Origin of the sequence: Providencia rustigianii, from assembly GCF_900637755.1 — a bacterium.
Lineage (GTDB): Bacteria > Pseudomonadota > Gammaproteobacteria > Enterobacterales > Enterobacteriaceae > Providencia > Providencia rustigianii.
Genome location: NZ_LR134396.1, coordinates 32,642 through 44,756, shown reverse-complemented (window position 1 = coordinate 44,756; position 12,115 = coordinate 32,642). Strand labels below are relative to the sequence as shown.

Sequence of the window (12,115 nt, the reverse complement as noted above, 5' to 3'; positions counted from 1 at the left end):
TTTAACTATCAATAATTGTATTAACTGAAACAAACTGGAGACTGTCATGGAAAACCTGAATATGGATCTGCTGTACATGGCTGCCGCTATTATGATGGGTTTAGCGGCGATCGGTGCTGCGATCGGTATCGGCATCCTAGGTGGTAAATTTTTAGAAGGCGCTGCTCGTCAGCCAGATTTAATCCCTCTGCTGCGTACACAGTTCTTTATCGTAATGGGTCTGGTAGATGCTATTCCGATGATTGCTGTAGGTCTGGGCTTGTATGTAATGTTCGCTGTTGCCTAATTAGCGTTACGGAACACATTAAGAACATTAACTCACTAATAAATAAGAGGTATTGTCTGTGAATCTGAATGCAACAATCCTCGGCCAGGCTATCGCGTTTGTCCTGTTTGTTTTGTTCTGTATGAAGTATGTATGGCCACCAATTATGGCGGCCATTGAAAAACGTCAGAAAGAAATTGCTGACGGTTTATCTTCCGCAGAACGTGCTAAAAAGAACCTGGAACTGGCGCAAACCGACGCAACCGACCGACTGAAAAAAGCGAAAGCTGAAGCTCAAGTCATCATCGAGCAAGCGAATAAACAACGCACTCAAATGATTGATGAAGCTAAAGCAGAAGCTGAAGCAGAACGTGCAAAAATCGTAGCACAAGCGCAAGCTGAAATTGATGCTGAGCGTAAACGTGCACGTGAAGAGTTACGTAAACAGGTTGCGATGCTTGCTATCGCAGGTGCCGAGAAGATCATCGAACGTTCCGTGGATGAAGCTGCTAACAGCGACATCGTTGATAAACTAGTCGCTGAACTGTAAGGAGGGAGGGGCATGTCTGAAATTGCTACTGTAGCTCGCCCCTACGCCAAAGCAGCTTTTGACTTTGCTGTGGAAAACCAAGCTGTTGCGAGCTGGCAGAATATGCTGGCCTTCACCGCTGAGGTGACGCGCAATGAACAGGTTGGTGAGCTGCTTTCTGGTTCTATTGCACCAGAAACATTAGCTAAAACGTTTATCTCTGTTTGTGGGGATGAAATTGACGAGCATGTTCAAAATCTGATTCGTGTCATGGCTGAAAATGGTCGTTTGACGACTTTACCAGAAGTATTAGCTCAATTTATTCAATTGCGCGATGCACTGGAATCAACTGTTGAAGTTGATGTTCTTTCTGCTAACGAACTGAGTGAACAGCAGTCAGCTAAAATTTCTGCCGCGATGGAAAAACGTCTGTCACGCAAAGTTAAGCTGAATTGCAAAATTGACAAGTCTGTTATTGCTGGAGTGATCATTCGTGCTGGAGACCTCGTCATTGATGGGAGTATCCGCGGTCGCTTAGAGCGTTTAACTGACGTCTTGCAGTCTTAAGGGGACTGGAGCATATGCAACTGAATTCCACCGAAATCAGCGAACTGATCAAACAGCGTATTGCTCAGTTCGATGTTGTGAGTGAAGCTCACAATGAAGGTACGATTGTATCCGTTAACGACGGTATCATTCGTATTCACGGTTTAGCCGAAGTCATGCAGGGTGAGATGATCGCACTGCCTGGCAACCGTTACGCAATTGCACTGAACTTAGAGCGTGACTCTGTTGGTGCGGTTGTAATGGGTCCTTATGCTGACTTAGCAGAAGGCATGAAAGTTAAATGTACAGGTCGTATTCTTGAAGTTCCAGTAGGCCGTGGTCTGCTAGGACGTGTAGTGAATACTCTGGGTCAACCAATTGATGGTAAAGGTCCTGTTGAGCACGATGGCTTCTCTCCTGTAGAAGTTATTGCTCCGGGCGTTATCGAACGTCAATCAGTTGATCAACCAGTACAGACTGGTTATAAATCAGTCGATGCGATGATTCCAATCGGCCGTGGTCAGCGTGAGCTTATCATCGGTGACCGTCAAACTGGTAAAACAGCTCTGGCGATCGATGCAATCATCAACCAGCGTGATTCTGGCATCAAATGTGTTTACGTTGCTATCGGTCAGAAAGCATCTACGATTTCTAACGTAGTACGTAAACTCGAAGAACACGGCGCTCTGGAAAATACCATTGTTGTTGTTGCTACTGCATCTGAATCAGCTGCATTGCAATACTTAGCACCATACTCTGGTTGTGCGATGGGTGAATATTTCCGTGACCGTGGTGAAGATGCTCTGATTGTTTATGATGACCTGTCTAAACAGGCTGTTGCATACCGTCAGATTTCACTGTTGCTGCGTCGTCCACCAGGACGTGAAGCATACCCAGGTGATGTTTTCTATCTGCATTCACGTTTACTTGAGCGTGCTGCTCGTGTTAACGCTGACTACGTAGAAGCATTCACTAAAGGTGAAGTGAAAGGTCAAACCGGTTCATTGACTGCTCTGCCAATCATTGAAACCCAAGCGGGTGACGTTTCTGCATTCGTACCAACAAACGTAATTTCGATTACTGATGGTCAGATCTTCCTGGAATCTAACCTGTTTAACTCTGGTATTCGTCCAGCGGTTAACCCGGGTATTTCAGTATCTCGTGTTGGTGGTGCTGCTCAGACTAAAATCATTAAGAAACTGTCTGGTGGTATCCGTACCGCACTGGCTCAATACCGTGAACTGGCAGCGTTTGCTCAGTTTGCTTCCGACCTCGATGACGCAACTCGTAAACAGTTGAGCCATGGTCAGAAAGTAACTGAATTGCTGAAACAGAAACAGTATGCACCAATGTCAGTAGCAGAGCAGGCACTGTCTCTGTTTGCTGCAGAACGTGGATATCTGGACGATGTTGAGTTAGCTAAAATTTGTGCATTTGAAGAAGCGTTAGTTTCATTTGCACAGCGCGAGCATGCTGACCTTATGAACGAAATTGGCCTGGCTGGTAAATACAATGATGATATCGAAGCTAAGTTGAATAAACTGCTCGAATCATTCAAAGCCACCCAGTCCTGGTAATACTATTCGGCCCGTGAATTTTTATGGGCCGTCTGGTTAATAAGGAGAAGCAGAAATGGCCGGCGCAAAAGAGATACGTTCTAAGATTGGAAGTGTGCAAAACACACAGAAAATCACTAAAGCGATGGAAATGGTCGCGGCGTCCAAAATGCGTAAAACGCAGGAACGCATGGCGTCCAGCCGTCCTTATGCAGAAACCATGCGCAGTGTGATTGGTCACCTTGCGTTAGGTAATCTGGAATATAAACACCCATATCTCGAAGAGCGTGAAGTAAAACGCGTCGGGTATTTGGTTGTTTCAACAGACCGTGGTTTGTGTGGTGGTTTGAACATTAACTTGTTCAAAAAACTGCTTGCAGACATGAAAGTATGGTCTGAAAAAAACGTTCAGGTTGATTTGGCTTTAATCGGCTCTAAAGCGGTAGCATTCTTCGGAACTGTGGGCGGCAATGTCGTTTCACAAGTAACCGGAATGGGGGATAACCCAACCCTTTCAGACTTGATTGGTCCAGTTAACTCTATGCTACAAGCCTATGATGAAGGGCGTTTAGATAAACTGTATGTGGTGAACAATAAGTTCGTCAATACAATGTCTCAAGAGCCAACTATTCTTCAGTTACTGCCATTGCCAGCGAGCGATGACGAAACACTGAAGAAGAAATCTTGGGATTATTTATATGAACCCGATCCTAAGGCGTTGCTGGATACCCTACTGCGTCGTTATATCGAGTCGCAGGTTTATCAGGGCGTCGTTGAAAACCTAGCTAGTGAGCAGGCCGCTCGAATGGTAGCGATGAAAGCCGCTACAGATAACGGCGGAGAACTGATCAAAGAGTTGCAGTTGGTTTACAACAAAGCTCGTCAGGCCAGCATTACTCAGGAACTGACTGAAATTGTTTCTGGTGCAGCCGCGGTTTAACAGCTAGGTTTACGAATTACGTAGAGGATTCAAGATGGCTACTGGAAAGATTATCCAGGTAATCGGCGCCGTTGTGGACGTCGAGTTCCCTCAAGATAGCGTACCAAAAGTGTACGATGCTCTTGAGGTTATTAACGGTAAAGAAAAACTGGTGTTGGAAGTTCAGCAGCAGTTAGGCGGTGGTGTTGTCCGTTGTATCGCAATGGGTACATCAGATGGTCTGAGCCGTGGTTTAGAAGTTGTAAACTTAGAACACCCAATTGAAGTACCAGTAGGTAAAGCAACTCTGGGACGTATCATGAACGTTCTGGGTGACCCTATTGATATGAAAGGTGATATCGGCGAAGAAGAGCGCTGGTCTATTCACCGTTCAGCGCCAAGCTATGAAGAATTAGCTAACTCAACAGAACTGCTAGAAACCGGTATCAAAGTAATGGACTTAATCTGTCCATTCGCGAAAGGTGGTAAAGTTGGTCTGTTCGGTGGTGCGGGTGTTGGTAAAACAGTAAACATGATGGAACTGATCCGTAACATCGCGATTGAGCACTCAGGTTACTCAGTATTCGCTGGTGTTGGTGAGCGTACCCGTGAAGGTAACGACTTCTATCATGAAATGACTGATTCTAACGTTCTGGATAAAGTATCACTGGTTTATGGCCAGATGAACGAGCCACCAGGAAACCGTCTGCGTGTTGCGCTGACTGGTCTGACTATGGCTGAAAAATTCCGTGACGAAGGTCGTGACGTACTGCTGTTCGTTGACAACATTTATCGTTATACACTGGCAGGTACTGAAGTATCAGCACTGTTAGGTCGTATGCCTTCAGCGGTAGGTTATCAGCCAACATTGGCAGAAGAGATGGGTGTTCTACAAGAACGTATCACTTCTACCAAAACCGGTTCTATCACGTCTGTTCAAGCGGTTTACGTTCCTGCGGATGACTTAACTGACCCATCACCAGCAACAACATTTGCTCACTTAGACGCAACCGTAGTTCTGAGCCGTCAAATCGCATCTCTGGGTATCTACCCTGCGGTTGACCCTCTGGATTCCACCAGCCGTCAATTAGACCCACTCGTCGTTGGTCAAGAGCACTATGATGTCGCTCGTGGCGTTCAGTCAATTCTGCAACGTTACCAAGAACTGAAAGATATCATTGCAATCCTAGGTATGGATGAATTGTCTGAAGAAGACAAACTGGTTGTTGCTCGTGCTCGTAAGATCCAGCGCTTCCTGTCTCAACCATTCTTCGTTGCTGAAGTCTTTACTGGTTCACCAGGTAAGTTCGTTTCTCTGAAAGACACCATTCGTGGCTTCAGCGGTATCCTGAACGGTGACTACGACCACCTGCCAGAACAAGCGTTCTATATGGTTGGTACCATTGACGAAGCTGTGGAAAAAGCGAAAACGCTTTAATCCATCTGACGAGGGGTTGATATGGTATCTGCAATGACATTCCACCTGACCGTTGTTAGTGCTGAAAAACAGATGTTTGACGGCCGAGTACAGAAAGTTCAGGTGACAGGTAGTGAAGGTGAGCTGGGGATTTATCCACAGCATACCCCTCTGCTGACTGCCATAAAACCAGGCATGGTACGCATTACCAAGCAGTTTGGTGAAGAAGAACTAATTTACCTCTCAGGCGGTATCTTAGAAGTTCAACCAACTGGTGTTATCGTACTTGCTGATACAGCGATCCGTGGTAAAGATTTAGACGAAGCTCGTGCAGTGGAAGCTAAACGCAAAGCGGAAGAACATATCCGCAAAGCACACGGCGATGTTGATTATGCTCAGGCATCAGCAGAACTTGCAAAAGCAATAGCGAAACTTCGAGTTATCGAGTTAACTAAAAAGCTAATGTAATGATAGCAATATAAGAAAAGCCAGTTAGTTTGACTAACTGGCTTTTTTATTTGTGCGAAATATGTAGTAATTTATGCAGGAAATAGGTTTACTTTCACCCCAAAGTTGGAGTTTCAGGAAAATATGACTGTGCAAAGAAAAAGTGTCGTGATTTTAGCTGCCGGTAAAGGCACTAGGATGTATTCAGACTTACCGAAAGTTCTGCATTTACTGGCAGGTAAACCAATGGTTCAGCATGTGATTGATACTGCGAAATCAATCGGTGCATCGGATATTCATCTGGTATACGGACATGGCGGTGATTTACTGAAAGAAAAACTGGGTGAACAAAACTTAAACTGGGTTCTGCAAGCTGAGCAATTGGGTACTGGCCATGCAATGCAGCAAGCTGCACCTCATTTCCAAGATGATGAAGACATCATCATGCTGTATGGCGACGTTCCTTTAATATCCAAAGATACTTTGCAGCGTCTTATTGCAGTCAAACCTGAAGGCGGTATTGGATTACTGACGGTTATTTTAGATAACCCAATGGGTTATGGTCGTATTATCCGCGAAAATGGTGAAGTTGTTGGGATCATCGAACAAAAAGATGCGTCTGAAGAACAACGTAAAATCCAAGAAATCAATACTGGCATTATGGTCGCGAGCGGAAAAGATTTTAACCGCTGGTTAGCCCAATTGAACAATAACAATGCGCAAGGCGAATACTATATTACCGATATTATTGCTCTTGCACATCAAGAAGGTAACAAGATTGCCACTGTTCACCCAAGCCATCTCAGTGAAATGGAAGGGGTTAATAACCGCCTGCAACTTGCTGCGTTAGAGCGTATCTATCAAAAAGAACAGGCTGAGAAGTTACTGCTGGCGGGAGTGATGCTCATTGATCCTGCACGTTTTGATATTCGTGGAACCTTAACTCATGGTCGTGATGTGGTGATTGACACTAACGTTATCATCGAAGGTAACGTGACATTGGGTAACAATGTCCACATCCAAACAGGCTGCGTGTTGAAAGACTGTGTGATTGGCGATAACTCAGTTATCAGCCCATATACCGTCATTGAAAATTCTGAATTATCGACAGAATGTACGGTTGGTCCTTTCACTCGTTTACGTCCAGGTGCTAAATTGGCGGCAAAATCCCACGTAGGTAACTTTGTGGAAATGAAAAATGCCTCATTAGGTTTAGGATCGAAAGCCGGTCATTTAAGTTATTTGGGTGATGCTCAAATCGGTGACAATGTAAATATTGGCGCTGGAACCATTACATGTAACTACGATGGCGCGAATAAGTTTAAAACCGTTATTGGTAATGATGTGTTTGTAGGGTCCGATACGCAGTTAGTCGCTCCAGTATGTGTGGCGAATGGTGCGACCATCGGGGCTGGTACCACGGTCACTCGAGATGTTCACGAGGGCGAGTTGGTAGTAAGCCGCGTAAAACAAACACACATTAAAAACTGGCAGCGTCCGGTAAAGAAAAAATAAGTAAAGATTGAGGAGAGATATGATTATCTCTCCTATGATAAGCAGTATAAGTATTTAGCAATGTGAGTCTGTCGTTTTTAATATAAAAAGAAAGATATTGATATAAAGTAGCAACAAAGCTACATATCAAAATAGAACAATAAAATATCCCCGTTTCTACAAGGCTGGGGAACAGTGAAAGCTGTATAACAATCAGGTTGCGACACAAAGAGGGGAAATCCCCTTTATTTAGGAATAACTTAATATGTGTGGAATTGTTGGTGCAGTCGCACAACGTGATATCGCGGAAATTCTATTAGAAGGTCTTCGCCGTTTAGAATACCGTGGTTATGACTCTGCGGGTATGGCGGTTGTTGACCATGAAGGTCATCTTCAACGCTTACGTGAAGTCGGTAAAGTACAAATGCTGGCGGAAGAAGCTGAAAAAAATCCAGTATCTGGAGGAACGGGGATTGCACATACTCGTTGGGCGACTCACGGTGTTCCGAGTGAGCGTAATGCTCACCCTCATACCTCGGGCTATATTGCCGTTGTCCATAACGGGATTATCGAAAACTATTTAGAGCTGAAAGAAGAGCTAAAACAGCTTGGCTATATTTTCAGTTCAGACACTGACACTGAAGTGATTGCTCACCTTGTTCATCATGAACAACAAAAAGGTGGTGAATTACTGGATGTTGTTCAACGTGTTATTCCTCAATTACGCGGCGCTTACGGTACCGTTATTATGGATAGCCGTAATCCTGAATTATTAGTTGCAGCACGTTCTGGTAGCCCATTAGTTATCGGGTTAGGTGTTGGTGAAAATTTCTTAGCTTCCGACCAACTGGCACTATTGCCAGTGACTCGCCGCTTTATCTACCTTGAAGAAGGGGATATTGCTGAAGTCACTCGTCGCACTGTGCGTATTTTTGATAAGCAGGGTGACGCGGTTGAGCGCGAGCAAATTGAATCGAGTGTTCAGTACGATGCAGGTGATAAAGGCGCTTACCGCCATTACATGCAAAAAGAGATCTATGAACAACCGATGGCAATTAAAAATACGCTTGAAGGGCGTTTTAGCCAAGATAACGGTATCGACCTCAGTGAGTTAGGTCCTAAAGCCAGTGAAATTTTGTCTCAAGTTGACCATATCCAAATTGTCGCTTGTGGAACATCCTTCAACGCGGGAATGGTTGCGCGTTACTGGTTTGAATCTTTAGCCGGTATCCCTTGTGACGTGGAAATTGCGTCTGAATATCGCTACCGTAAACCGGCTCACCGTAAAGGTAGTTTGATGATCACCATTTCCCAATCAGGGGAAACGGCAGATACTTTAGCGGCTTTACGCCTGTCTAAAGAGTTAGGTTACTTAACATCGTTGGCAATTTGTAACGTGGGCGGCTCTTCATTAGTTCGCGAATCTGAATTTGCACTGATGACCAAAGCGGGTGCTGAAATTGGCGTTGCTTCGACGAAAGCGTTTACCACTCAATTAACCGTTCTATTAATGCTGGTGGCATATATGGGACGTTTAAAAGGCGCTAAACCTGAACTGGAAGAAAGTATTGCTCATGCCCTGCATGCTCTACCTGCTCGCATCGAAAGCATGCTGTCACAGGATAAAGTGATCGAAGCTTTAGCAGAGGATTTCTCTGATAAAAATCACGCACTATTCTTAGGTCGCGGGGAACAATTCCCGATCGCGGTAGAGGGTGCGTTAAAACTGAAAGAGATCTCTTATATCCATGCGGAAGCTTATGCGGCAGGTGAGTTAAAACACGGCCCATTAGCACTGATTGATGCGGATATGCCAGTGATTATCATCGCACCGAACAACGAACTGTTAGAAAAATTAAAATCTAACATTGAAGAAGTTCGTGCTCGTGGCGGTTTGCTGTATGTGTTCGCTGACCAAGATGCTGGCTTTGTAGCAAGTGAAAACATGAAGATTATTTCTCTGCCACATGTGGAAGAGTTAATCGCGCCAATTTTCTATACGGTGCCACTGCAATTACTGTCTTACCATGTTGCTTTAATCAAAGGTACAGACGTCGATCAGCCGCGTAACTTGGCAAAATCAGTGACGGTAGAGTAATCGCACGCTGATATAAAAAGTTAAAAATATAGCCGATATAACCTAATCAGTTATATCGGTTTTTTATTGCTTTTCCCACCTAAAATAGGGCTAATAAGCCACAAAAACTATCAGGTTAATTGATAAAAATCTGACGATATTTAATTAATTACGTATTTATATATTCCCTACCAATTTTTAGTGCTCCTTAAATTGTTTGGTGTAGTATTAAGCAATAAATTTGACCGCTAAAAATTATAATAGGGCGAAGTAGATGGCAGAATTTGAATGGCTCAGTGCAGTTGTCATCGCAATCACAATAGGGTTTTGGGCGACAGGCAAATTGCCTGAGTATTTAGTCGCATTGCTGTTTTTTGCAGCTGCTGCATGCTTACATCTGGCACCTACCAACATTTTGTTTTCGGGATTCACCTCAGAAGCCTTTTGGCTTGTTCTTAGCGGGTTTATTCTGGGATTTGCTATCAATAAAGTTGGGTTGGCAGAGCGTATTGCCCAACATATATCAGGGCGTTTCACCAGTTCATGGTTAAAATTGATTATTGGCGTGGTCATTCTGGCGTATGGATTAGCCTTTATTATGCCGTCAAATATGGGGCGAATTGCGCTACTAATGCCGATCGTGATGGCGATTGCGGACAAAGTGGGGTTAGTCAGTGGTAGCCGCGGGCGAATTGGTTTAGCGTTGGCGGTGGGGTTTGGCACTTTCCAACTTTCTGCCACGGTTTTACCAGCAAACGTTCCCAATCTAGTGATGGCTGGTGCCATAGAAACCACTTACGGCATCAAATTATCCTATCTAAATTACTTATTTCTCCATATGCCGATTTTGGGGCTGCTAAAAGGGGCGCTGGTGGTTTTGTGCATCTACTTCCTTTTTCCAGCAAAATTACAGCCTATTGGTGAGCAGAAAAGCTTACCGCCAATGAGCCGTAATGAGAAAAAACTCGGTATTATATTGGCGATAACCTTACTTTTTTGGATTACAGATACCACGCATGGAATATCGCCCGCTTGGGTTGGGCTGGTGGCTGCGTGTTTCTGTTTATTGCCGAAAGTGGGCTTCGTCACAAACGATGAATTTGTAAAAGCGGTCAATATCCGCACCTGTATTTATGTGGCGGGGATCTTAAGCCTTGCTACGTTGGTTAGTTACTCAAATGTAGGCATGGTGGTAGGCACTTACTTGCAGAAAATGTTGCCATTAGACCTGAATAGCCCATTTATGGATTTCGGTAGCCTAGTTGGGTTAACCAGCGGGTTAAACTTTGTGGTCACAGCTAACGGCGTTCCTGCATTGTATACACCATTAGCAGAATCGCTTTCTACGGCGACGGGCTTACCGTTAATTGCCGTTTTAATGATCCAAGTGATTGGCTACTCAACACCGCTGCTGCCTTATCAAGCTTCACCGATTATCGTCGCAATGGGAATGGGAAGAGTGCCGCTAATGGATGGGATCCGCCTATGCCTCATTCTGTTTATTTTGACCTTTGTTTTACTTGTTCCCCTCGATTATTTTTGGTTTAAATTACTGGGTGTGATCCCTTAGTGAAAAAAGGTCGGCATTGTAAAAAATGCTGACCTTTTTCAATGAAGTATGGCGGTATTAAGTGGAACTTAGTAACTCAATACATGCTCCTTTAAATAAGAGCGTGCTGTTTGGTTCACTATTTTCGGTGATCAAAAGCTCGCTACTATTTTTGATCATTTTCCACTCAGTTGGGGTGAGTAAGCGAGTGGACTGCAATTCATCAAAACGTCCCAGTAGTGAAATTTCTCCTGTTACCTTATTCTTAGCCCAAATCATCGCATTTCCCATATGACCTTCCGGTAACGGATATTGGCTGTTCCATTCCAACTGAAGGCGTGATTTTCCGGGTTTATCCCCTTTGTATGCCATCAGTACAAAATGGTCATTTCTCTCTTGAGATGACATGGTGGCGATATAGCTCGGCGTAGCAACTTGAGGGGTTGGTTGCAGTAACATCACGCTGGAAAAAACGAACAAAAAGAGAGAACACACCCATGGGATGAGTGACCATTTGTATCGCCAAACACGGTGATAAAACGGTATTTTTTCTTTTTTACTGATCACCGATTTGATATCTTTCCATACCCATGCTGGTGGCTTATCTACTGCCATTGGTTCTAGCCTATAAAGGTATGCATGCCACTGTGTGACTAATTCAGTCCAAGAGGTATCGCTAGCCATCAAGGATTCTAAGCGCTTTCTGGCGTTGGTTGATAATGTGCCGAGCACATACTGGCTCACCAAATGTTCGCGTATGGCTGGGTTGCTATAACGAAGCGGTGTTAGGCGCTTATGCATTGTTTTAGCTCCTTTAAGCCTCGTCGTATCCATGATTTGATAGTGCCAAGAGGATGAGCAAGGCGCTTCACGATTTCTTCATGAGAATAACCATGAATATAAGCAAGCTTTATGGCTTGCTGTTTTTCAGTGGTGAGCGCGAGAAAACAGTGGTCAAGCTTCTGTGAAGCTTCAGTAACAGGATCATCAATAGCAATTTCTAAAGAGAGATCTATATCTTCAAACTTCGGCATTCGCCCCTGTTTTCTAACATGATCTATCGCTAAATTACGCATTAACTGACAGCACCATGCCCAAGGCGATATCACATAATGGCTCGATGCAGAGAACCAGATCTTGAGATATCCTTCATGCAGGAGATCCGCCGCTATGTCACGATCGGCGACGATATTGACCAACAGCCCATATAACTTACGATTTGTTAGGCTATAAAATCGCTCAAAAGCGTGCTGATCTCCCAGTTTTATCTGCGAAAATAATGTTTCTAGCTCATTGCTTTCTGCGCTCACGTTCAC

The 12,115-nt window shown here is 44.3% G+C and carries 12 protein-coding genes; 10 read left to right on the top strand and 2 right to left on the bottom strand.

Annotated elements, in window-relative coordinates; all coding sequences use genetic code 11:
- The first annotated feature begins 46 nt into the window (after window positions 1-46).
- The 10 genes from atpE (at window position 47) to EL244_RS00160 (ending at window position 10,820) form a co-directional block, all read left to right on the top strand.
- Window positions 47-286, top strand: a complete 240-nt coding sequence (gene atpE / locus EL244_RS00205) for a F0F1 ATP synthase subunit C (RefSeq protein WP_004393045.1) — start codon at window positions 47-49, stop codon at window positions 284-286.
- A gap of 58 nt (window positions 287-344) precedes the next feature.
- Entirely contained in the window at window positions 345-815 is a 471-nt protein-coding gene (atpF, locus tag EL244_RS00200; RefSeq protein WP_006660651.1) for a F0F1 ATP synthase subunit B, read from the top strand.
- Window positions 816-827: 12 nt separating this feature from the next.
- Window positions 828-1,361, top strand: coding sequence for a F0F1 ATP synthase subunit delta (atpH, locus tag EL244_RS00195; protein WP_006816113.1), 534 nt, complete (start codon window positions 828-830; stop codon window positions 1,359-1,361).
- Window positions 1,362-1,375: 14 nt separating this feature from the next.
- Window positions 1,376-2,917, top strand: a complete 1,542-nt coding sequence (gene atpA, locus EL244_RS00190) for a F0F1 ATP synthase subunit alpha (protein WP_006816114.1) — start codon at window positions 1,376-1,378, stop codon at window positions 2,915-2,917.
- A 55-nt stretch (window positions 2,918-2,972) separates the two neighbouring features.
- Window positions 2,973-3,836, top strand: a complete 864-nt coding sequence (gene atpG, locus EL244_RS00185; RefSeq protein WP_112835810.1) for a F0F1 ATP synthase subunit gamma — start codon at window positions 2,973-2,975, stop codon at window positions 3,834-3,836.
- Between the two features lie 34 nt (window positions 3,837-3,870).
- Window positions 3,871-5,253 carry a F0F1 ATP synthase subunit beta gene (gene atpD, locus EL244_RS00180; protein WP_006816116.1) on the top strand — a complete coding sequence of 461 codons (1,383 nt, stop codon included), beginning with the start codon at window positions 3,871-3,873 and terminating at the stop codon, window positions 5,251-5,253.
- A 21-nt stretch (window positions 5,254-5,274) separates the two neighbouring features.
- Window positions 5,275-5,700 (top strand): F0F1 ATP synthase subunit epsilon, encoded by a 426-nt coding sequence (locus EL244_RS00175; RefSeq protein WP_006816117.1) that lies wholly within the window; start codon window positions 5,275-5,277, stop codon window positions 5,698-5,700.
- 123 nt (window positions 5,701-5,823) lie between these two features.
- Complete coding sequence (gene glmU, locus EL244_RS00170) at window positions 5,824-7,194, top strand: bifunctional UDP-N-acetylglucosamine diphosphorylase/glucosamine-1-phosphate N-acetyltransferase GlmU (protein WP_126457880.1); 1,371 nt, start codon at window positions 5,824-5,826, stop codon at window positions 7,192-7,194.
- A gap of 244 nt (window positions 7,195-7,438) precedes the next feature.
- Complete coding sequence (gene glmS, locus EL244_RS00165; protein WP_112835808.1) at window positions 7,439-9,271, top strand: glutamine--fructose-6-phosphate transaminase (isomerizing); 1,833 nt, start codon at window positions 7,439-7,441, stop codon at window positions 9,269-9,271.
- Between the two features lie 253 nt (window positions 9,272-9,524).
- On the top strand, window positions 9,525-10,820 hold the full coding sequence (locus EL244_RS00160) for an SLC13 family permease (RefSeq protein ID WP_126457877.1): 1,296 nt from the start codon (window positions 9,525-9,527) through the stop codon (window positions 10,818-10,820).
- A gap of 57 nt (window positions 10,821-10,877) precedes the next feature.
- On the opposite strand, the gene EL244_RS00155 is transcribed toward EL244_RS00160, so the two are convergent.
- Both EL244_RS00155 and EL244_RS00150 read right to left on the bottom strand, forming a co-directional pair.
- Window positions 10,878-11,600: a hypothetical protein gene (locus EL244_RS00155; RefSeq protein WP_039855839.1), complete on the bottom strand. Its 723-nt coding sequence runs from the start codon at window positions 11,598-11,600 to the stop codon at window positions 10,878-10,880.
- The gene (locus EL244_RS00150; protein ID WP_126457874.1) at window positions 11,585-12,109 is read right to left on the bottom strand and encodes a sigma-70 family RNA polymerase sigma factor; all 525 of its coding nucleotides are present in this window, start codon (window positions 12,107-12,109) and stop codon (window positions 11,585-11,587) included. The genes EL244_RS00155 and EL244_RS00150 overlap by 16 nt, the downstream gene beginning before the upstream one ends.
- Window positions 12,110-12,115: the final 6 nt, after the last annotated feature.

Excerpts from the sequence above, each read along its gene's own strand:
- glmS (WP_112835808.1), top strand. The coding sequence starts at position 7,439 with ATGTGTGGAATTGTTGGTGCAGTCGCACAACGTGATATCGCGGAAATT.
- atpH (WP_006816113.1), top strand. The coding sequence starts at position 828 with ATGTCTGAAATTGCTACTGTAGCTCGCCCCTACGCCAAAGCAGCTTTT.
- atpD (WP_006816116.1), top strand. The coding sequence starts at position 3,871 with ATGGCTACTGGAAAGATTATCCAGGTAATCGGCGCCGTTGTGGACGTC.
- EL244_RS00175 (WP_006816117.1), top strand. The coding sequence starts at position 5,275 with ATGGTATCTGCAATGACATTCCACCTGACCGTTGTTAGTGCTGAAAAA.
- EL244_RS00160 (WP_126457877.1), top strand. The coding sequence starts at position 9,525 with ATGGCAGAATTTGAATGGCTCAGTGCAGTTGTCATCGCAATCACAATA.
- atpE (WP_004393045.1), top strand. The coding sequence starts at position 47 with ATGGAAAACCTGAATATGGATCTGCTGTACATGGCTGCCGCTATTATG.
- EL244_RS00155 (WP_039855839.1), bottom strand. The coding sequence starts at position 11,600 with ATGCATAAGCGCCTAACACCGCTTCGTTATAGCAACCCAGCCATACGC.
- glmU (WP_126457880.1), top strand. The coding sequence starts at position 5,824 with ATGACTGTGCAAAGAAAAAGTGTCGTGATTTTAGCTGCCGGTAAAGGC.
- atpA (WP_006816114.1), top strand. The coding sequence starts at position 1,376 with ATGCAACTGAATTCCACCGAAATCAGCGAACTGATCAAACAGCGTATT.
- atpG (WP_112835810.1), top strand. The coding sequence starts at position 2,973 with ATGGCCGGCGCAAAAGAGATACGTTCTAAGATTGGAAGTGTGCAAAAC.